Origin of the sequence: Pseudomonas sp. TH49 (assembly GCF_016650625.1) — a bacterium.
GTDB lineage: Bacteria > Pseudomonadota > Gammaproteobacteria > Pseudomonadales > Pseudomonadaceae > Aquipseudomonas > Aquipseudomonas fluorescens_H.
In genome coordinates this window covers 166,125-186,703 of the sequence record NZ_JAEKFL010000002.1, presented here as the reverse complement: position 1 = coordinate 186,703, position 20,579 = coordinate 166,125, and the positions used below count along the sequence as shown (strand labels likewise).

The window sequence follows — 20,579 nt, the reverse complement described above, 5'->3', positions numbered from 1 at the left end:
CATGCAAACCACCCTCAGCGAACAGTCCCGACGCCTGCCGCGCGCCGCCGAGGCAGAAAAGATCCTCCGCACCTGCGTGCATTGCGGGTTTTGCAACGCCACCTGTCCGACCTACCAGTTGCTCGGCGATGAACTCGACGGGCCGCGCGGACGCATCTATCTGATCAAACAAGTGCTCGAAGGCGCCGCGGCCACCGCGCAGACTCAACTGCATCTGGATCGCTGCCTGTCCTGCCGCAATTGCGAAACCACCTGCCCTTCCGGCGTCGATTATCACAACCTGCTCGACATCGGCCGGGCAGTGGTCGACAAGGCCGTGCCGCGCCCTGCTGCCCAACGTCTGTTGCGCGAGGGTTTGCGCGCACTGGCGCCGAATCCCGGCGTGTTCAAGGGCTTGCTGCGGGTCGGCACGACGTTCCGGCCTTTGCTGCCGCGCCTGTTCGAAAGCAAATTGCCGCAGCGCTCGTCAGCATCCGGCCCACGCCCTGCTCCGCGCCATGCGCGGCGGGTGTTGCTGCTCGAAGGTTGCGTGCAACCGGGCCTGTCGCCGAACACCAACGACGCGACGGCGCGGGTGCTCGATCGACTGGGGATCAGCGTCACTCCAGTGGCCGAGGCCGGTTGCTGTGGCGCACTGGACTATCACCTCGACACCCAGGCCAAAGGCCTTGACCGCGCGCGGCAGAACATCGACGCCTGGTGGCCGCACCTGGAAAACGGCGCCGAAGCCATCGTGCAGACGGCCAGCGGTTGCGGCGCGTTCATCAAGGATTACGGGCATTTGCTGGCGCAGGATCCGCGCTACGCCGACAAGGCGCGGCAGATCAGCGAACGGACACTGGATCTGGTGCAGATGCTCGCGCAGGAACCTCTGGAGAAAGTGTGCGCCGCCAGCCAACGCCGGATCGCCGTGCATTGCCCCTGCACTCTGCAACATGCGCTGAAACTCGGCGGCGCGGTGGAGACACTGTTGACCCGGCTGGGCTTCAACCTCACGGCGGTGCCGGACGGGCATTTGTGCTGTGGTTCGGCCGGCACCTATTCGCTGACGCAACCGACCCTTGCCCGGCAACTGCGCGACAACCGCCTCAATGCCTTGGAGAGCGATCGCCCGGACCTGATCGTCACCTCCAACATCGGTTGCCAGAATCATCTGGCCGGCGCCGGGCGCACCCAGGTTTTGCACTGGATCGAACTGGTGGATCAGTCGTTGGCAGAATGAAGTTCGTAGGATTCTTCGTTTGCCGCCGTCGGCGAAGGCTGCGATCTTTTCCTCCATCCATTAAGTGACCGTGGCAGGAATTTTTTTCATGACCGTGCAGCCTTTCGTCAGCCCCGACCTGATCCGCCAACGCTTCTCCAAAGCGATGTCCGACATGTACCGCGAAGAAGTGCCGCTGTACGGCGCGCTGATGGAACTGGTGGTACAGACCAATCGCGAAGTGCTCGCGGCTCAGCCGGACATCGCACGGCAGCTCGACAGTACCGGTGAAATCGAACGGCTGGACATGGAGCGCCACGGCGCCATCCGCGTCGGCACGGCTACAGAGCTGGCGACCCTCGCCCGGCTGTTCGCGGTGATGGGCATGCAACCGGTGGGTTATTACGACCTGACTCCGGCGGGTGTGCCGGTGCACTCCACGGCGTTTCGCGCGGTGCATGAAGCGGCGCTGCAGATCAGTCCGTTTCGGGTGTTCACCTCGTTGCTGCGCCTGGAACTGATCGAGGATCCCGAGCTGCGCGCGTTTGCCGAATCGGTGCTGAACCAGCGTTCGATCTTTACCCCTACGGCATTGCGTCTGATCGAGCAGGCTGAGTCAGCTGGTGGGCTGAATGAGGATGAAGCGGCCCAATTCGTCCTACAGGCACTGGAGACCTTTCGCTGGCATCACAGCGCAACCGTCACCGCCGCGCAGTACCAGACCCTCAGCGCCCAGCACCGTTTGATCGCCGATGTGGTGGCGTTCAAAGGCCCGCACATCAATCACCTGACCCCGCGCACCCTGGACATCGACATCGTCCAGGCGCAGATGCCGCTACATGGCATCACCCCGAAAGCAGTGATCGAAGGCCCGCCGCGCCGGCAATGCCCGATCCTCCTGCGCCAGACCAGTTTCAAAGCGCTCGACGAGCCGATTGCCTTCACCGATAAGACTGATACCCACGGCAGCCACAGCGCGCGTTTCGGCGAGATCGAACAACGCGGTGCGGCGCTGACTTCCAAGGGGCGAGCGCTGTATGACCGTTTGCTGAATGCCGCGCGCGATGAACTCGGTGATTTCCCCAACGAAGGCAACGCCGCACGTTACAACGCGCTGATGACTCAGCACTTTGGCGAATTTCCTGACAGCGTCGACGGCATGCGTGAACAGGGACTGGCGTACTTTCGCTACTTCCCTACGGAAAAAGGCCTGGCAGCGGGTAGTCTTAAGTCGGCATCGCTGGAGGATTTGCTCCGCGATGGCCATGTGAAAGCTGAACCGTTGGTGTACGAAGATTTCCTGCCGGTGAGTGCGGCAGGGATTTTTCAGTCGAATCTTGGGGATGCCGCGCAGACGCACTATGGCGAACACTCCAACCGTCAGGCATTCGAACAGGCGCTTGGGCGTGCGACGATTGATGAGTTGGGGTTGTATGCCGAGACGCAGCGGCGCTCGATTGAAGAATGTGCGCAAGTACTAGGGTTGAAGCTGATCTGACTGTGGCGAGGGAGCTTGCTCCCGCTGGGCTGCGAAGCGGCCCTCGTTTTGGCAGCGCTGCGCACTCCAGCGGGAGCAAGCTCCCTCGCCACAGAATCAAATGTTGCTTCTAGCGCAACCGCGACAACAACGCGAACGCCGTCTCCTCGGACGATGCCGGATTCTGCCCCGTCAGCAACAACCCGTCTTCACGGGTATAGCTCGACCAATCGGCGCCCTTGGAGAAAATCCCGCCCTTGGCCTTGAGCTCATCCTCCACCAGAAACGGCACCACGTTGGTCAGCCCAACCGCCTCCTCTTCGCTGTTGGTGAAACCGGTCACCTGCTTACCGTTGACCAGCGGCTGACCGTCCGCACCTTTGACATGGCGCAGCACACCGGGCGCATGACACACCGCTGCAACTGGTTTGCCACTGTTGTAAAACGCTTCGATCAACGCAATCGAATGGCGGTCTTCAGCCAGATCCCACAGCGGACCGTGGCCGCCGGGATAGAACACGGCATCGAAATCCGCAGCCTTCACCGTGTCCAGTTTGACCGTGGAGGACAGTGCCGACTGGGCGGCGGAATCCTTGCGAAAGCGCTCGGTCGCGGTGGTCTGTGCGTCCGGTTCGTCACTCTTCGGGTCCAGCGGTGGCTGGCCGCCCTTGGGCGAGGCCAGCGTCAGTTGCGCGCCGGCATCCTTGAATACGTAATACGGCGCGGCGAATTCTTCCAGCCAGAAACCGGTTTTCTTGCCGGTATCACCCAATTGATCGTGGGACGTTAAAACCATCAGGATTTTCATATCGTTCTCACTCGCTGTGGGGAAGGTGCGGACGCCGTTGGCGCGGTCGTGAGTGATTGACCGTCGCGCAGGGCGAATCGTTTCAAGCGCTCGACGCTGGCACTTGGCCTTACTGCGCAACTTCTTGCGCACTCGCTCGGCGAAAAAGACCGATCATCGCGCTGTAGGCCTTGACTGGCTTGGCTTACAGCCATGTGCGCAACTTCTTGCGCAGTACTGCGCAAGAAGTTGCGCACTTTCCACCTCGATTCAGCAAAAAACATCGGTCATAACGCAGGCTGGAGCCGCTTTACCCCCGGCTACCGGGACCTTCGATAAACCTGGCACGCTCCTTGATAACAGTCAGGCACCCACCGGGCGATTTCGCCTCCCGGGCACCCTAAATTTATCCGCAAGGAGAGCACCCCATGGCAACACCAGCGTACATGTCGGTTACCGGCGAAAAACAAGGCCTGATCACTGCCGGCGCCTTCACCGCCGACTCCGTTGGCAACACCTACCAGGAAGGCCACGAAGACCAGGTCATGGTTCAGGCTTTCAGCCACGACGTGATCATCCCGCGTGACCCGCAATCCGGTCAGCCAACCGGTCAGCGCGTTCACAAGCCAGTGATCATCACCAAGGTCTACGACAAGGCTTCGCCTCTGCTGCAAGCTGCTCTGACCTCCGGCGAGCGCATGAGCGAAATCGTTATCCAGTGGTACCGTACTTCGGCTCAAGGTACTCAAGAGCACTACTACACCACCAAACTGGAAGACGCGATCATCGTCGCCATCAACAACAAAATGCACAACTGCCAGGATCCAGGCAACTCGCACTTCACCCACCTGGAAGAAGTGCAGTTCACCTACCGCAAAATCACCTGGACCCACGAAGTATCCGGTACTTCGGGTTCCGATGACTGGCGTGCTCCAGTCGTTTAATTACGGCTGATCGTTACAAGCATCGACCAGCCCTGCTGGTCGATGTTGTTTACGCCCCTCCAGAATTTCGCGTGCGTTGAACCGCCTTGCGGTTGTCGACGAACGCCGCTGTACAGCACGAGGAACAAGGGATGTTCGCGCCGGCCAATGAAACCCACTTTGCCCTGACCATCGAAGGGCTCTCCGCCGATTTTCAGGTATTCACCCTGACCGGCCGGGAAGCCATCAGCCAGCCTTTTGTGTTCGAGGTGGAGCTGGTCAGTGAGCAGCCGTCGCTGGACCTCGAAACCCTGCTGCACAAACCGGCCTTTCTGCAGCTGTCGCCCGATGGCAGCGGCATCCACGGCCAGATCTACCGCGCCGCTCAGGGCGATTCCGGCAAACGCCTGACCCGTTATTCGGTGACCCTGCGCCCGCAATTGTCGTACCTGGCGCACCGCGTCAACCAACGGATCTTCCAGAACCTCACGGTGCCGAAAATCATCGGCATGGTTCTCGAAGAGCACGGCATCCAGAGCAACGCCTACGAATTCAAGACCGGTTCGATCTATCCCGAGCGCATCTACTGCGTGCAATACGATGAATCGGACCTGCATTTCATCCAGCGTCTGTGCGAGGAGGAAGGTATTCACTACCACTTCCAGCACAGCGCCACAGCGCACAAGCTCGTCTTCGGCGATGACCAGACGGTGTTCCCGAAACTCAAGCCAGTGGCCTACCAGCAAGACTCCGGCATGGTCGCCAGCAACCCGGTGATCAAGCGTTTCGACCTGCGCCTGGAAACCCGCACCAGCCGCACCACCCGTCGCGATTACGACTTCGAAAAACCGCGCCTGACGCTGGAAAGCGAGAACCGTGGCGACGCCCTGCCCGATCTCGAAGACTACGACTACCCGGGCCGCTTCATCGACCGCGAGCGCGGCAAACACCTGGCCAAACGCGCCCTCGAACGTCACCGCAGCGACTTCCAGCTCGCCGAAGGCAAGAGTGATCAGCCACTGCTGGTCAGCGGTCATTTCCTTGCCCTGACCGAACACCCGAAGGCCAAGTGGAACGACCTGTGGCTGCTCACCGAAGTCCTGCACGAAGGCAAACAGCCGCAAGTGCTCGAAGAGTCGGTGACCAGCGACACCACCGCGCTGAAAGACGATTTCCATCAGGGCTATCGCAACCGCTTCCAGGCGACCCCGTGGGACGTGCCGAACCGTCCACCGCTGCGCCACCCGAAACCGCGCATCCTCGGCAGCCAGAGCGCCGTGGTCACCGGCCCCAAAGGTGAAGAGATCCACTGCGACCAGTACGGCCGGGTCAAAGTGCAATTCCACTGGGACCGCGAAGGCCAGGCCGACGACAAGACCAGCTGCTGGCTGCGCGTCTCTTCCGCCTGGGCCGGCGCCCAGTACGGCGGCATCGCCATCCCGCGCATCGGCATGGAAGTGCTGGTCACCTTCCTTGAAGGCGACCCCGATCAACCACTGATCAGCGGCTGCCTGTACCACAAGGAAAACACCGTCCCCTACGCACTGCCGGCGAACAAGACCCGCAGCACCTTCAAGACCCTGAGCTCGATGGGCGGCGGTGGCTACAACGAACTGCGCATCGAAGACAAGAAAGGTCAGGAGCAGATCTACCTGCACGCCCAGCGCGACTGGGACGAAAACATCGAGCACGACCAGAAAATCCGCGTCGGCAACGAACGCCACGACACCGTCGAGCAAAACAGCTACACGGAATTCAAGGCCGAAGAACACCACACCGTCTACGAAGACCGCAAAGTCGAAGCCCGCGCCAACGACCACCTGACCGTGGGTGTCAACCAGCACATCAAGATCGGCACCGGCCAGTTCATCGACGCCGGCCAGGAAATCCACCTGAGCAGCGGCATGAAAGTCGTGCTCGAAGCCGGCGCCGAGCTGACCCTGGTCGGCGGCGGCAGCTTCATCAAGATCGACGCCGGCGGCGTGACCCTGAGCGGCCCGACGATCAACATCAACTCCGGCGGCAGCCCCGGCAGCGGCACTCCCGCCGCCCCGCTAATGCCCGGCGTGCTGAAACAGGCCGACGCCGACAAGGCCGGCCAGGTCCTGACCCCGGCCCAGATCAACACCCTCAAACGCAACGCGCCGTTCTGCGAAGAATGCGAAAAATGCAAGGCAGGTGCCTGTGCCATCTGATCGACTGACACCCAAGGACTGGCTGGCACAACAGCCGTTGCAGACTGGCGAACGCCTGTACCTGATCATCAGCGCCGCGAGCGATGCCGACGCGCTGAAAACCCTGTACCTGACCGAACCCACCGCCCAGCTCCTGCCAATCTGGGGCGGCACGCCCTACTCCACCTGGCAACCAGTGATGCCCTACGTCACCGAACTCAAACCCAACTCGGCATTCCTGCCGTGGATCGCCGAAACCGACGCCCTCGACTGGGGCTGGCTGGCGGTCTCACGCGCCGAACCGAACGACGTGTTCGAGCACCTGCGCAGCCTGACTCAGGTGAAGATGCCGGACGGGACCGAGGTGTTTTTCCGGTTCTGGGATGGGCGGCATATCTACCCGATTCTGAAGGGGCTTGGGGAGAAGGCTGGGGAAGTAATGCCGATGTTTGAGCGGTATTTGATTAATGGGCAGACGCTGGAGGTTGGGACGCGGGTGTTGCCGAAGGTGAAGGATTGGCCGTGGTGGGAGGTGCCGAAGGATTTGCTGGATGGTCTGATGGCCGAGAATCCATCGACGATTATTGGCAACATGATGCAGTGGTTGCGTGAAGACTGCCCCGAGCTTTATTTCGCCTTTCCTGAAAACAACCTGCACCGCAAAGTCGAACGCTTCGTCCGACATCAACCGAATACAGAAGATATGGCAGAGCGCCTCGCCGCCCAGCTGACAAAGGAAGTCAATGCATGATTAGCAGCCCACTGGGAACCTTGGTTCTTCAGGTACTGGACGCCAAAGCACCCGACGTCAACCTGATCCTCAAAGACTTCAATAATTGCCTAAGCGACTACAAAAATTGGGCGGATGGCTTCTGGACGGGCTGGGCTATGGACGTCGACCAGAAATTCAAGGTCGGCAACGAAGTCAGCGTTACGCAACGCAGGACCAGGACAGGGGCCGTCGAGACCTTTGCAGTATGTCCTAAGGACGGCAAGTTTACGCTGATCCATGCATTCGAGACTGCGCGCTACGTGCCCATCGGTAATACCCCGGTGCGCGTCGAACAGGTAGAAAAAGCACTGATTGGCTACTCCGTGGTGGGAGCACCGATCAATAAAATGATTGGTCCCAGTGGTATCGAAACCATCGAAAACTGCATGCCGGGAAAACAATATCGCATCACTTTTTTTCCAGATGTCTCTGAAGGCGATGTTAAAGCCCTTTATGGTTCTTATAAGGGCGTGATCAGCGACCTCGACGGCTGGCTGAAAAGTGAGTGGGCGAGCAAGTTCCAAGCGCAATGGAGTTCCTACTCCGCGGCAGATCGTTCGGGTCGCGTGATGATTTTGCTTCAAGAGGCGCTCGATAGCTTCGAGCAGGCATTGCTAAGTTTATGGGATGACCTGAAAGAGCTTATAGGACTTCTAGCCGACCCCATAGGCAACGCCAAAAAGCTTCGTGACTACTTGTCAGAGCTTGAACTCGAAAAGCTCTATGCCACTTCCAAAGAAGCCATTGCCTCAGCCTTGTTGATACTCAACGATGAACCACTAATGTTCATCTACATCTCGGCGATTGTCGCCTGGGTGGGCATGCTGCCGCCGCAAGTAATCGTCAACGTGATCGCAAGTATCGGCGTCGAGTTCCTGATTAACGTGGTCATCGGAATTTGCCTAACCGGCGGCGCCGGCCTGGCCGTACGCCTGGGCACAAAGGCCCTAAGTAAAATGAAGCCTGGGGGAGCTCTCAAATACCTTGAGGATTTGGCTGAGCAACTGATGACGGCCAGTACCAAGCATAGTCTTCCGGCCCATACACAGCTATCCAAACCTGTGATGCTCAAGGCTAAAGATGCTCCGTTGAACGCTAGCAAGAAGGCCCCACTTTCTATCAGCCCCTTGGATGCTGGCGGTGGCCCTGTGCCTCTGCCCAAGACGGTCGACACTCCCACACTGAAGGAGCCGAACGCCTCGGTGTTTACCCGGAAGAAAACAGAACCTCAAAGCCTACTGGTCAAAGAAGAGCCGATTAAGGATGTGCCCAAGCAGCCCGAGAATCCCGCAGGGCAAGCAACACAATGTACGAAGAACACCCGCTGTGAGGGCGACCCCGTCTCGATGGTCACCGGTGAGGAACTGTTGACCCTCACTGACGGTGAACTCGACGGCCTGTTGCCCCTGGAATGGACGCGGCTGTATCGCACCAGCGCAGTGGAAATCGACAACCGTCTGGGTTTCGGCTGGAGCCATTCGCTGTCCCATCGGTTGCAAATCAACGATGAAGGGGTGCTGTGGACTGACAACGAAAACCGCCAGACCCAGTTTCCACTGCCAAATCAACAACGTCCGGCCATTACCAACAGCTTGGGCGAAGCGTCGATTTTCCTAGGCGATGTGCCAGGTGAACTGATCCTGACCCAAGCCGGACAAGGTGCGCGCTTCTATCGCTTCCGTGCCGGGCGCCTGATCGCAATCAGCGACGCGTATGACAACCAACTGCACATCAGCTATGACCTGGTTGATCGTATCCAGCGCATCGACAATGGCGCCGGGCGCAGCCTGTTCCTGCGCTATGAAGACCGCCATATCACAGCAGTGGACTATCAGCAGCGCCGCCCCGAGTACGACGAACGAGGTGAGCGTCAAGAGCCGTGGCTGACGGTACAGACCCTGGTGAGCTACCAGTATAATGAACGCAACCAGCTCATCAGTGCCACCAACGCCGCAGGGGAAGTCGAACATTATCGCTATGACGAGCAGCATGTCATTCAGCAACGTCAACTGGCCGGCGGTGCAAGCTTTTCCTGGGAGTGGGAGCGTGAAGGCAAGGCAGCCCGCTGTATCCGCCAGTGGTCCAACCTTTCGCAAATCGATTCCCGGTATGTGTGGGACGACCAAGGCAAAGTCACCGTCATCAACGTCGATGGCAGCGAGCAGGTTTACGTACACGACGAAAATGCTCGACTGGTCAGCCAGACCGCCCCTAACGGCGCGAAAACGCAAAAAGCCTACGATGAAAAAGGCCGGCTGATTGCCGAGAAAGACCCGCTCGGCGCCGTCACCCAATATCAATACAACGAAGCCGGGCGCTTGGTCGCAATAATCCCTCCCGAAGATGAACCGACCACCTACCAGCACCACAACGGTTTCGTACGAGTGGTCCGTCGGGGCAAGGCCACCTGGAAATACCAGCGCAACCTCCAGGGCGACATCACGCAACAGACCGACCCCGACGGCAACGAAACCTACTATCGCTACGACAGCCAAGGCCGCCTGCTGGAAATCAGCCACGCGGACGGCAGCCGCCACCAACTGGGCTGGAACGGCCTAGGCCAACTGCTGGAAGAGCGGCTGCCCGACGGCGGTCAACGCAAATACCGCTACGATGTCCTTGGCCGGCAGATCACTCTCCAGGACGAAAGCGGCGCCATCACCCACTACCAGTGGGACGCCGCCAACCGATTGGCGCAGATGACACTGCCCGGCGGCGCGACCCGCGCCTTCAGCTACAACGCCTACGGCAAAGTAACCGCCGAACGCGACGAGATGGGCCGCATCACCCGTTACGAATACGCTGAAAACCTGCACCTAGTCAGCCGTCGTATTAACCCGGACGGTAGCCAACTGCGCTACCGTTACGACAACTCACAACTCAACCTCACCGAGATTGAGAACGAGCGCGGCGAACGCTATCAGCTCGACTACTACTCAAATGGCCTGATCCAGCAAGAAACCGGCTTCGACGGTCGCCGCACTGCCTACGAGTACGACCTCAACGGTCAATTGCTGAAGAAAACCGAATTCGGCGACGACGGCAGCGAACTCGTTACCGGATACCAGCGCGATGCTGCCGGCCGTCTGTTGGTTAAGACCCTTCCTGATGGCGAAGAGGTTCACTATAGCTACGACGGACTGGGTCGCCTCGTAAGCGTTGACGACGGCCATTGGCCGCTTGCCTATGAATACGACATCCAGGACCGCCTGATCACTGAACACCAGGGCTGGGGCACCACACGTTACGAATACGACAGCGTCGGGCAATTGAGCCGCTGTCGCCTGCCGGATGGCAGCAAACTTGACTACCGTCACCAGCCCGGCGGACGTTTGAGCAGCATCGACCTCAACGGTTCGCGCCTGACCAGCCACCAGTTCAATGCCGGTCGCGAACTGCAACGTCATCAGGGCCTGCTGCTCAGCCAGTACCAGTACGACGACCAGAACCGACTGCAGGCCCACAGCGTCAGCCAGAGACTGCACGACCAGCATCACAACCTTTACCGGCGCGCCTATGCCTACGACGCCAACGGCAACTTGGCCGGTATCGACGATAGCCGCAAGGGTAACCTGCGCTATCACTATGACCCGCTGGATCGCCTGATCAACGTCCGGGGTGCGACACCAGAGAGCTTCGCCCACGACCCCGCCGGCAACCTGCTCGGCCAGAACAACGAAGGCACGGCCAACCTCGCCAACGTAAAAGGCAACCGCCTGCTGATGCAGGGTGACCGCCACTACGACTACGACGCCTACGGCAACCTGATCCGCGAACGCCGTGGCGCTGGCCAAAAACTCGTCACCGAATATAGATACGACTGCCAGCACCGTCTCATCGGCGTCAGCCTGCCGGATGGCAGCACCGCGTCCTACAAATACGACGCCTTCGGAAGACGCATTGAGAAAACCGTTGACGGCCACACTACCGACTTCCTGTGGCAAGACGATCGGCTGCTAGCCGAGAGCGGTGAAAATCGCTATCGCACTTACCTCTACGAACTCGGCACCTTCCGCCCCCTGGCCATGCTTGATGGCGAAGGCCCGGCCCAGGCCACGCCGTACTATTACCAACTCGACCACCTCGGCACCCCACAGGAACTGACCGCCTACAGTGGCGAGATCATGTGGTCGGCGAAGTACAGGGCATATGGCAATCTAGCTGCGCTGGACATTTCCGAAATCGACAACCCACTGCGTTTCCAAGGCCAGTACTTCGATGCGGAAACCGGGCTGCACTACAACCGCCATCGCTACTACAATCCGAGCTCTGGGCGATTTTTGACCCCAGACCCGATCAAGCTAGCGGGTGGGTTGAATAACTATCAGTACGTGCCTAACCCTACGGGATGGGTGGATCCGTTGGGGTTGAATACACAGTGCCTCGAAAGTAAAGACACCCCAATCCGGGGCAAATCAGATGAACCTGAAGCACCTAAGCTTTCTAGAAATGGAGCGTTTAAACAGGCAAAATCTGATGCCGGCATACCGCGCTCGCAACAACCTGACCTTGTATATGATCCCCGGCGAGGCATGGAGCATCAGTATAAATATGTGGCCATGACTGATAAAGCTGGTGATGAGATATTAGGAAAAAATGGAAAGCCTATTATTACGCGAGAATACCAGTACACACGAGCAGACGGATCAAAAATAGTTATTCAAGATCATAGTGCAGGGCATACCTACAACGATGTTAACGGAGTAGGAGATCAGGCTGCGCACCTAAATCTTCGACCCTTTAATGACACTAGGAACGGGAAAGTACCCGGCACCAAAGAACACTACCCCTTCAAGGAAAAAAAATGAAAACCTGGAATGAATTTGATGGCAACACCTTATTCAATAGAGTATTCACCAAACCTACTAAAATTAGCACGATAAAGTTATTCCAAATAACAATCGACAACAACAGACCTAACATAACCTTCGAATTCGATATCCCAGAAATCCCCGACTCCGCACCTGAAAAATGGATAAAGATGGGATTCAACACTTGCCGCATTGGCTTGAGCTGCAACGGAGTCAAGGAATTACTCTTAAAAAACATACCTACTCGAGAGAACCTCACTATCAAAATAGAGAAGATTGACGAGTATTTTTTAATCCGTGCAGAAAATGAAAACTCTCTATTGGAGTTCAAAACAAAATACCCATTACTTTGCGGCCCTTCGGTTTACATGAGCACCCATGAATAAACATCAAATCACACTCACCAATAACTGGACCGCCACCTTCGAAAACAACGGTGAATTCCGCATGGGAGCCGAAGGCTGGAGCTTGCTCCTGCAAGGACCTGACGGCAGAAATATCAATTACTTCGCGGACAAGATCATTTTGGTCAACGATGACGACGGCACCCAGGCTAATTCGTGCATTCGTCTATCCAGCGACGGTGTCTACGGTTATTTGAGCACAGCCGTTGACAGCTGCTGGGTGATCGATTTCTCGCGGTGCATGATCGCCCCGCACCGAGTGAGCATCCATCACTACCATGACGCCTATGACGAAAGCGTGGCAGCTTACGAACAACCCGCCTTCAAGCGTGTGAGGCAATACATCAGTGTGGTTGGAAGGCACATCTATCTGACCTTCCCGCTGACCAAAGATGAAGACTTCCCCAAGGTATGGGAAGAGTATCTATCCATACGCAAACGCCAACTGGATGAGCTCTATTTCACAAACTGATCAGTGGGCGCCAATATCATCGTAGCTATTTTTGCGCCCTACCGGATCAACTCGTCCATCACCTCATACTTAACCACCACCCGATTCCGATACAACCTCACCCTCTCCACCAATTCCCCCACCTGCCCCTTCTCCCGCACCTCCCGCCAGATCTCATTCTCCCGATACACCCGCTCCCCCTCCCGCACAAACCGGTGCCCTTCCTGAAACACGTGATACCGATACTCCCGCACCCGATCGCACAACAACTCCCCCTCCAGCTGCGTGTCCCCCACGTTCAACTTCAACTGAAAAGTCCGATCCGTCGGGTTATGCAGTACCAGGTCAACGTAGTTGTAGAAAATCGCCGCGCCGGAGCCGAATGGCAGCACTCGCCCCTCGTCCGGGAATGGGTCGAAGCTGTGGTTGGAGCGTTCAACGACTATCAGAGGTGAGTGGATCGCCATCCAGTGGATCAGGTTGCTGAGTTGGCAGATTCCGCCGCCGATACCGCGTCGCGCTTCGCCGAAGGACAATTCCATGCCTTCGACGTAGCCGCGTTTGCGGGTTGGGCGGCCGACGAGGCGGCAGAAGGAGAAGTGTTCGCCGGGGGCGATGATGAGGCCATCGATGGCGGCGACGGCTAGTTTCAGATTGATGACTTTGTTGTGTTGCAGGGCGAGGTCGGAGTCGCCGAGTTTGCGGATGAGTTTCGAGGTGTGTTTGAGGTAGCGGAATGGCAGACGGTCAGCGTCGGCAACAAGGCGCGAATAGCGTTTGCTGGAGCAACGCCAGGCGATCTGGCGCAACAGTCTTTTTTGCCACACGCGCAGCCAGTACAGGGCCGGGTGGTAGAGGGAGAGTGGTTTCATCCGTGAGGCGACGGCGAAATGCCGTTTCTTCCTTGAAGCGTGCAAGAGGGGTGCGCAGTTTAGCGTATGTCGCGCGCGAGGTGTCTTGGCTCGACACACTTCGAATTGCTTGCTGAACGCCGAATTAAGCTTCAACTAAGCTTGCGTCGCTAGCATCCCGGCCCGAGAGACACCTGTCGCCGATCAACCGCGGATGAGCTTCCCGAATGAGCCAGTTTGATTTACCAGCCGTTACGCAGCCGAATTTCAGTCTTGTATTGGTAAATTACAAAACCCCGGACATCACCCGGATGTGCCTGGAGTTGTTGCGTCAGCACGTTCAGGCGCAGCGCATTCCGGTTTGGGTGGTGGACAATGATTCGGCGGATGCCAGTCTGGATTATTTGCGTTCGCTGGACTGGATCAATCTGATCGAACGTCCCTCCCCCGGCAAAGAAGCGGGACATATTGCGCATGGCAAGGCGCTGGATCTGGCGCTGGAAAAAGTTGAAACCGACTATCTGTTTCTGCTGCACACCGACACCTTTGTCTACGACAAGGAAGTCTTTGCAATGATGCTGCGTGAGTGCATAAAGTCTGCGGACGTCGCCGCAGTCGGGTGTGTCGAGCAAATCAATCGTGGGATTGTGAGAGACACCTGGCGGTTAACTTCGCGATTTTGCAAACACTATATTCGCCGAGCGAAAACTGCGTTGGGTTTGCGCAGTAAAGAGCCGAAACCTTATCGGGAAACTCACCTCAAGAGTTTCTGCACTTTGTGGAACGCCAAGTTGATGAAGTCTCGCGGACTGCACTTTTGCATGGATGACCGGGTGCCCGGTTATACCCTGCAGGATCGAATGACAGCGTTGGGCTACGGCATCAAGCTGTTGGCGCCGCGCAAGATTTTCCGCTATCTGGATCACATCCAGGCAGGAACCGTCGCAGCTGCTGGAACCTACGGCAAAAACCACCGCCGCACCAAGATGTATGAAGCCACCCTCAAACGCTTTGAGGGGCAGGCATCGGCATAATCGCGAACACAAAAAAGGGCGACTTGAAAGTCGCCCTTTTTTTATCTGAAATTGTATACATCCGCTCCGAAGAGGTGTTCGCCCAGTGTAATGGCCTGGCAATCCATGCACCGGTAAAGAGCCCTGACACTGGGCGAACGGGAAGGATTTTAATAGAAGTTGGCGGATATGTCGTCATACATAAAGGTAAATTTTATGTACGAAAAAGTTAATAGATATTTATCGACGAAATCCTTTCGCGAAACTTTCAAAGCACGGCTCAACTCCTTTCAGATGATTGTTCTCATACAATAATCTGTACAAGAACAACCATCTTGTAGAGTTAATGCTCAGCTTTCATGCTGACTGGTCACTTTTAATACATCGGTATAAGTGACAACTACGCTCTGCCCGACTTTCAGATCTTTCAGCTTGGCTTGAATTTCAGGCTTTTTAACGTCGAGGACTTTCGACTGGCCCGCCGGATTTTCCAGGGTCACCTGATTTTGCTTCAAATCAATTTTGGTGATTTTCAATTGCACCTGAATCTGGCGGTAGGCCTCGCCGCCCGGGTTTTCAGTGCCTGGAGCGTTGCGCAGCTCGCCGCTACGCTCGACTGTGCCAGGCAGACCTTTATCCACATCGGTATCGAGGTAGGCCGCCACGGAACGCTGCACTTCGACTTTGACCAGGTCACCGACCTTGAGGTTGGCGAGGTTTTTCGCCTTGTCGCTGAGCTGAACGTGAACCTGACGACCTTCGGCGCCTTCCAGCACGACCTGGTGGTTGGCCGCATCGACGGCCAGCACTTTGGTCGTGACTTGATCGGCTTCGACAGTGGCAGACAGCGGAATATCGGCCGCCATTGCGCCGAAGCTGGTGGCGGACAGAACGGTTGCGAGGGTGATGGCCTTGGCCAGAGCATGGAGCTTCATAAGCGGTACTTTCCCTGTAATGAATGGCAGCACCCGGCGCCGACAAGTGGTTGACGGCGGATGTGCCACTGAGCATAGACGCTGTTCAGGGCTTGGCTGTTGTTTGTGACGGTTCGTCAGGCTTCGGGGTCATCCAGTTCGTTGGCGACGTTCACGGCTGGCGAATTCTTATGCAGGTCATCGGCCTTGGCGCGCAGGATCTGCCACTGCTCCAGATCGATCGCGCCCTGGGCGAGCAGGTCGTCGGCGATGTGTTGCAGGTCGAGGTAGTGAGCGTCGGGGGATTGCTGCCAGTAGGTCTGATCGTCGAACAGGCGCTGCCACGTGGTGAGGTCGGGGGGTTGCAGGTCGTCGCTCATGGGGGGAGTCCTCGCCGGGGCCTCGAAATGGGCCGGGATTGATCGGTAGAGGATGGTAGACGGGGCGGAGTTCCGGGCAATTGCTCTGTGGGTGACTGTACCGGCGCCTTCGCGGGCAAGCCCGCTCCCACAGGGGGTTGCGACGAAACTCAGTACCCGGTCATCTCCAGATAGCCGCGCCCGCCATGGCTGCCGTTGATCCGCACCGGCCCTTCCCAGTAAGGGATGCGCAGGTTCATCCAGGCATTGGGATTGAGTGCGTCGAGGCGGATGTCGAGGTGTTTGTCCGGAATGCTGATCGACCAGCGCACCGGCATCTGGCGTCCGGCGACCTTGGCGGTGTCCTGCGCGGTCAGTTTGATCTGCTCGCCGTGCAGGGTTTCGGTCTGCCCGTCGGCGCTGATCCAGGTGCCGGTCAGATAGGGCGCACCATCGGTTTGCCGGGTGCGAAACAGCATCAGCGATTCACCGCTGTCCAGGTGCAGGGAAAACCAGTCCCAGCCGGTCTGATTGGCTGCCAGCGGCTGACTACTCCACTCACGATCCAGCCACGCCGGGCCGCTGACGGTGTAGGTCTGGCCGTCGATTTGCAGGGTGCCGTTGGCCTGAAAAAACGGCTGACTGTAGTAGTACGAGGCCTGGCCCTGTTCGGATTTGCGGCTGAAACCGTTGTCACCTTGCAACACCAGCGGACGACTGGAGGTGAGGTGCAGTTGATAGCTGAAATCTTTATCTCGGGCACTGAGTTGCAGATCCGTCAGCGGATCCTGCACCTGACTGGCGAAGCGCCAATCATCGATCCACGCCTCGAACGGCGCGACGTTCACCCCGGCCTGCCCCACTCCGCCTCGGGCATAGCGCTCGGCGGCATGATGCGCGGTGGCTGAAGTCACTGCGGCATGCCCGAGCCAGATCGTCTGGTTGGCCCAGCCCGATTGTTGCGCCACGGGTTTCAAGGCGCTGCGAAACAGCGTCCATTGCACGCCGAAATCGTGGCCCTGCTGATCCTTGAGATTGGCGGTGACGTACCACCATTCAATGCGAAAACCATCGTGCGCGCCGTGATCCGCCGGGAAGCTGAATACCCGCCCCGGCACCACCGGTGTGAACTGCGCGGCCTGATCGCCGAGCCCGGCAAAACCCTTCTGCTCAGGCACAGGCTGATCGCAACCGCCCAATAGCAACAGCGCGAGCAGCAGCGCAACCAGGTTAATCCTCATGGGCAAACGTCCTCAACAGATCCGCCGGTTGCGTGCGGTACAACGAATACAGCGGCCACGCCGAGGCCAATAGCGTCGCCAGCAACGCCAGCCCGAGCAACTGCAGCAGTTGCAGCGGAAAGATCCGCAACGGCAAGCGCCAGCCGAACGCCTGCACGTTGATCACCGCATCCAGACACCACGCCAGCGCGATCCCCAACGGCAACGCCAGCACCAGCGTCAACACCGCCAGCAGCCAGGTCTGGCCGAGGTTAAGCAGCATCAACTGACGGCGCGTCACACCCAGCGCCCACAGCGGCGCCAGTTGCCCGAGGCGGCTCTGGCTCTGGGTCAGCAGGCTGATGAACAGCGCCACACCGGCCACCGCCAGGGTCAAGCTGTTCAGCGCGGCGGTGGCGGCGAAAGTGCGCTCGAATACTTGCACCGACCAACCCTTGAGCCGCGCCTGATCGACGATGCGGCTGTCATCGAGTTGAAAGCGCGTTTGCAGTGCGCGCAAAAACGACGGGATGTCGGGCGGCGCGATGCGCAAGTTGAAACGGTTCGGCGTCAGTGACGGCCATAACCGCAGCAAATGATTGCTGTTGACCAGCAGGTGGCCCTTGGGATTGCCGTAGTCGGCGTAGATCCCGACGATTCGCGGTGACCACGCACCGCCCGGCGTCGGCAAACTCAGATGATCCCCTGCGCGAACCTTCAGGCGTCGCGCCAGTTGTTCGCTGAGCATCACCGCGTCATCAGTTGCAAGATGCGCCCACGGATCACCGGCAATCGCCTCGAGCAACGGCCAGTGTTGGCGATAATAGGGATGATCGATCACCCCGAAGACATCCGCCGGCCACCCCTGCAAGGTCACCGCCACTTGCCAGTTGGGCAGCACCGCGCTGACGCTCGGCTGTTGTTTGAGCCAGGCGTACATTTCGCGGGACTGCGCCGGATTGACCGGGTTGAGGTACAGCTCGGCACTGAGACGTTGTTCGAGCCAGTCGTCGAAGGTCTGGCGAAAACCGGCGGTCATGCTGCCCGCGCCGATGTTCGCCGACAGCGCCAGCAGCAACGCCATCAGCGCCAGACTGAGTGCCGGCAGTTGCTGGCGGCAGTCGGCGAGAAACCACTGGCCGAGTACCGAGCGACTGCGCCCGAGCAAGGGATTGAGCACCGCGCTGAGCACCACCGGCAACGCCAGCGCGGCGCCGAGCAGCAACCCGGCCATCAACACAAACCCGCTACCGAGGCTGTCACCGAACAGCAACGCCAACAGCGCGATCAGGCCCAGCAGCGCCGCCAGCCAACCCTGACGTCGCAACCAGCGCGCATGTTGCAGATGCCAGGCCTGCGGATCCGCCACCGCCAACAGCGGCAGTCGTGCCGCACGCAACAGACTGTTGGCGCCGGCCAGCAACGCGCCGAACAGGCTCAAACCGATACCGCTGAACCACCACCACGGACTCAGGCGCAGCTGCCCCGCCACTTCTGCGCCGTACAGACCGCGCAGACTGGCGGCGACATCCGGCAGCAGCACGCTCGCCAGCCAGTAACCGCTGATGACCCCGAACACCCCGCCAACCAACGCCAGCACACCGAGTTCGACGATCAGACAGCCGATCAACATCCGCGCACTGACCCCGCAGGCGCGCAACGTGCGCAGCAGACCACGACGCTGTTCCAGCGCCAGACCGATGGCCGCGTGCACGATAAACAGCCCGACCAGAAACGAGAGAAAGCCCAAGGCATCGAGGTTGAGGTGAAAGCTCTCGGTCAGGCGCGAAAGATTGTTTTCCTCGGCGCTGCTTTTAAGCTGCAACCGACCATTGAACGCGGGCGGTAGCTCGGCATGAAAATTTTTCGGAAGTAACAGGCGTGACAGTTGCCCGGGCTGTTCGAGCAGGGTTTGCGCGACACCGATGTCCACCAGCAACACGCCCGGCGCCATGTCCTTTTGTGTGTGCAGCGGCGGCAGGGTCTGGCCGTTGACGGTCAGCGGCGTGGCGCCTTCGCTGAGGTTCAAGGCCTGCAACGTTTCCGGGGAAATCCACGTGCTGCCCGGCGGTGAGAAGAACTCGACGATGCGCTCGATCGGCATCGCCTGCCCGGCCACCGCAGCGTCCGTCGGCAGCGACACCGGTTCGATGCCCATCAGTTGCAGGCGCTGCTCCTGGTGATCCTTGAGCATCAGCCGGCCTTGCAGCAGCGGCGAGACTGGCCAGCCCGCGCGGCGTAGATCAATGAACCACTGCTGGGTAAACGTCGCCCCACTGGGCTCAACAAGACTGGCCTGCGGTTCGCCTCCAATCATCTGACTGGCCCGGGCGTAACTGTCGCGGGCCTGACTGTTCAGCGCTTCGACCCCGGTCAACAGACTTGTAGCCAGCCACAACCCGGTCAGCACACTGAAAAACTGCACCGGGTGCCGCCGCCAATGACTGAGCAGCGCGCGCAGGGTTTGCCAGAAAACGTTCACGTCAGATGGCCGTTGGACAACACCACGCGCCGCGCCAGGCGGGCCGCCACGCGCGGGCTGTGCGTGACCATCAGCAGGGTGGTCGGCGTGTCATCAAGCAGCTCCAGCAACAGACGCAGCACTTCATCACTGGTGGCTTCGTCGAGGCTGCCGGTGGGTTCGTCGGCGAGCAGCAATTTTGGCCGTGACGCCAAGGCCCGGGCCAGCGCAACCCGCTGCTGCTGGCCGCCCGACAACTGCTCGGGATAACGCGTGAGCAAATCGCCCAGGCCCAGACGCTGCACCAGATGCGCCTGCCAGCGCGGCTCGTGCCGCCCGGCCAGACGCGCCTGAAACGCCAGATTGTCCTCGACCCGCAGACTGCCGATCAGGTTGAACTGCTGGAACACCAGACCGATTTCGGTGCGACGCCAGTCGGCCAGTTGCGCCTCGTTCATCTGCTCCAGCCGATGTTCGCCGCTGTGGATGCTGCCGCGATCGACCTTGTCGAGGCCGGCGATCAGGTGCAGCAAGGTGCTTTTGCCGCTGCCGGATTCGCCCATCAGCGCCAGACTGCTGCCGGGTTCGAGCGTCAGGTCGACGCCTTGCAGCACCGGGAGCGGGCCTTGGGGGGTGAGGTAACTTTTGAAGACGCCTTGAACCTGAAGCATGCCGCCATCCGCTGGGTCAGTGTGGGGCAAGGATAGCGGATAGCGGCCTGATTGGATCAGAGGTGTTCGTACTGGCCTCATCGCTGGCAA

At 59.0% G+C, this 20,579-nt stretch carries 16 protein-coding genes; 9 read left to right on the top strand and 7 right to left on the bottom strand.

Features of this window, described 5'->3' with window-relative positions; all coding sequences use genetic code 11:
• Position 1: 1 nt before the first annotated feature.
• The gene (gene glcF, locus JFU48_RS18180) at positions 2 to 1,222 is read left to right on the top strand and encodes a glycolate oxidase subunit GlcF (RefSeq protein ID WP_201137200.1); all 1,221 of its coding nucleotides are present in this window, start codon (positions 2 to 4) and stop codon (positions 1,220 to 1,222) included.
• An 88-nt stretch (positions 1,223 to 1,310) separates the two neighbouring features.
• Positions 1,311 to 2,699: a 2-oxoadipate dioxygenase/decarboxylase HglS gene (hglS, locus tag JFU48_RS18175; protein WP_201137199.1), complete on the top strand. Its 1,389-nt coding sequence runs from the start codon at positions 1,311 to 1,313 to the stop codon at positions 2,697 to 2,699.
• Positions 2,700 to 2,808: 109 nt separating this feature from the next.
• On the opposite strand, the gene JFU48_RS18170 is transcribed toward hglS, so the two are convergent.
• Entirely contained in the window at positions 2,809 to 3,486 is a 678-nt protein-coding gene (locus JFU48_RS18170; RefSeq protein WP_201137198.1) for a type 1 glutamine amidotransferase domain-containing protein, read from the bottom strand.
• A gap of 407 nt (positions 3,487 to 3,893) precedes the next feature.
• On the opposite strand from JFU48_RS18170, the gene JFU48_RS18165 reads away from it, so the two are divergent.
• From JFU48_RS18165 to JFU48_RS18140, 6 genes are all read left to right on the top strand, one after another.
• Positions 3,894 to 4,409, top strand: a complete 516-nt coding sequence (locus tag JFU48_RS18165) for an Hcp family type VI secretion system effector (RefSeq protein ID WP_003226246.1) — start codon at positions 3,894 to 3,896, stop codon at positions 4,407 to 4,409.
• Positions 4,410 to 4,540: 131 nt separating this feature from the next.
• Positions 4,541 to 6,583, top strand: coding sequence for a type VI secretion system Vgr family protein (tssI, locus tag JFU48_RS18160; RefSeq protein ID WP_201137197.1), 2,043 nt, complete (start codon positions 4,541 to 4,543; stop codon positions 6,581 to 6,583).
• Positions 6,573 to 7,313 carry a DUF4123 domain-containing protein gene (locus JFU48_RS18155; RefSeq protein WP_201137196.1) on the top strand — a complete coding sequence of 247 codons (741 nt, stop codon included), beginning with the start codon at positions 6,573 to 6,575 and terminating at the stop codon, positions 7,311 to 7,313. Before tssI ends, JFU48_RS18155 begins: the two co-directional genes overlap by 11 nt.
• On the top strand, positions 7,310 to 12,142 hold the full coding sequence (locus JFU48_RS18150) for an RHS repeat-associated core domain-containing protein (RefSeq protein WP_207199221.1): 4,833 nt from the start codon (positions 7,310 to 7,312) through the stop codon (positions 12,140 to 12,142). The genes JFU48_RS18155 and JFU48_RS18150 overlap by 4 nt, the downstream gene beginning before the upstream one ends.
• The gene (locus tag JFU48_RS18145) at positions 12,139 to 12,531 is read left to right on the top strand and encodes an Imm50 family immunity protein (protein WP_201137195.1); all 393 of its coding nucleotides are present in this window, start codon (positions 12,139 to 12,141) and stop codon (positions 12,529 to 12,531) included. Before JFU48_RS18150 ends, JFU48_RS18145 begins: the two co-directional genes overlap by 4 nt.
• Entirely contained in the window at positions 12,524 to 13,021 is a 498-nt protein-coding gene (locus tag JFU48_RS18140) for a hypothetical protein (protein ID WP_201137194.1), read from the top strand. The genes JFU48_RS18145 and JFU48_RS18140 overlap by 8 nt, the downstream gene beginning before the upstream one ends.
• Positions 13,022 to 13,059: 38 nt before the next feature.
• Here JFU48_RS18140 and JFU48_RS18135 read toward each other — a convergent pair whose 3' ends face one another.
• Positions 13,060 to 13,872: a VanW family protein gene (locus JFU48_RS18135; RefSeq protein ID WP_201137193.1), complete on the bottom strand. Its 813-nt coding sequence runs from the start codon at positions 13,870 to 13,872 to the stop codon at positions 13,060 to 13,062.
• Between the two features lie 206 nt (positions 13,873 to 14,078).
• Here JFU48_RS18135 and JFU48_RS18130 point away from each other — a divergent pair, with 206 nt between their 5' ends.
• Entirely contained in the window at positions 14,079 to 14,885 is an 807-nt protein-coding gene (locus tag JFU48_RS18130) for a glycosyltransferase family 2 protein (protein WP_201137192.1), read from the top strand.
• 329 nt (positions 14,886 to 15,214) lie between these two features.
• On the opposite strand, the gene JFU48_RS18125 is transcribed toward JFU48_RS18130, so the two are convergent.
• The 5 genes from JFU48_RS18125 to JFU48_RS18105 form a co-directional block, all read right to left on the bottom strand.
• Positions 15,215 to 15,799, bottom strand: a complete 585-nt coding sequence (locus JFU48_RS18125; protein WP_103521775.1) for a hypothetical protein — start codon at positions 15,797 to 15,799, stop codon at positions 15,215 to 15,217.
• A 116-nt stretch (positions 15,800 to 15,915) separates the two neighbouring features.
• Complete coding sequence (locus JFU48_RS18120) at positions 15,916 to 16,158, bottom strand: hypothetical protein (protein ID WP_103483573.1); 243 nt, start codon at positions 16,156 to 16,158, stop codon at positions 15,916 to 15,918.
• Between the two features lie 149 nt (positions 16,159 to 16,307).
• Positions 16,308 to 17,378, bottom strand: a complete 1,071-nt coding sequence (locus JFU48_RS18115) for a lipocalin-like domain-containing protein (RefSeq protein WP_201137191.1) — start codon at positions 17,376 to 17,378, stop codon at positions 16,308 to 16,310.
• The gene (locus tag JFU48_RS18110; protein ID WP_201137190.1) at positions 17,368 to 19,839 is read right to left on the bottom strand and encodes an FtsX-like permease family protein; all 2,472 of its coding nucleotides are present in this window, start codon (positions 19,837 to 19,839) and stop codon (positions 17,368 to 17,370) included. The genes JFU48_RS18115 and JFU48_RS18110 overlap by 11 nt, the downstream gene beginning before the upstream one ends.
• Positions 19,836 to 20,489 (bottom strand): ABC transporter ATP-binding protein, encoded by a 654-nt coding sequence (locus JFU48_RS18105; RefSeq protein WP_003226276.1) that lies wholly within the window; start codon positions 20,487 to 20,489, stop codon positions 19,836 to 19,838. The genes JFU48_RS18110 and JFU48_RS18105 overlap by 4 nt, the downstream gene beginning before the upstream one ends.
• Positions 20,490 to 20,579: the final 90 nt, after the last annotated feature.

What these genes read in the sequence shown, in the direction of transcription:
- glcF (WP_201137200.1), top strand. Translation starts at nt 2, where the DNA reads ATGCAAACCACCCTCAGCGAACAGTCCCGACGCCTGCCGCGCGCCGCC.
- JFU48_RS18145 (WP_201137195.1), top strand. Translation starts at nt 12,139, where the DNA reads ATGAAAACCTGGAATGAATTTGATGGCAACACCTTATTCAATAGAGTA.
- JFU48_RS18150 (WP_207199221.1), top strand. Translation starts at nt 7,310, where the DNA reads ATGATTAGCAGCCCACTGGGAACCTTGGTTCTTCAGGTACTGGACGCC.
- JFU48_RS18165 (WP_003226246.1), top strand. Translation starts at nt 3,894, where the DNA reads ATGGCAACACCAGCGTACATGTCGGTTACCGGCGAAAAACAAGGCCTG.
- JFU48_RS18135 (WP_201137193.1), bottom strand. Translation starts at nt 13,872, where the DNA reads ATGAAACCACTCTCCCTCTACCACCCGGCCCTGTACTGGCTGCGCGTG.
- JFU48_RS18130 (WP_201137192.1), top strand. Translation starts at nt 14,079, where the DNA reads ATGAGCCAGTTTGATTTACCAGCCGTTACGCAGCCGAATTTCAGTCTT.
- JFU48_RS18115 (WP_201137191.1), bottom strand. Translation starts at nt 17,378, where the DNA reads ATGAGGATTAACCTGGTTGCGCTGCTGCTCGCGCTGTTGCTATTGGGC.
- JFU48_RS18125 (WP_103521775.1), bottom strand. Translation starts at nt 15,799, where the DNA reads ATGAAGCTCCATGCTCTGGCCAAGGCCATCACCCTCGCAACCGTTCTG.
- hglS (WP_201137199.1), top strand. Translation starts at nt 1,311, where the DNA reads ATGACCGTGCAGCCTTTCGTCAGCCCCGACCTGATCCGCCAACGCTTC.
- JFU48_RS18105 (WP_003226276.1), bottom strand. Translation starts at nt 20,489, where the DNA reads ATGCTTCAGGTTCAAGGCGTCTTCAAAAGTTACCTCACCCCCCAAGGC.
- tssI (WP_201137197.1), top strand. Translation starts at nt 4,541, where the DNA reads ATGTTCGCGCCGGCCAATGAAACCCACTTTGCCCTGACCATCGAAGGG.
- JFU48_RS18170 (WP_201137198.1), bottom strand. Translation starts at nt 3,486, where the DNA reads ATGAAAATCCTGATGGTTTTAACGTCCCACGATCAATTGGGTGATACC.
- JFU48_RS18120 (WP_103483573.1), bottom strand. Translation starts at nt 16,158, where the DNA reads ATGAGCGACGACCTGCAACCCCCCGACCTCACCACGTGGCAGCGCCTG.
- JFU48_RS18140 (WP_201137194.1), top strand. Translation starts at nt 12,524, where the DNA reads ATGAATAAACATCAAATCACACTCACCAATAACTGGACCGCCACCTTC.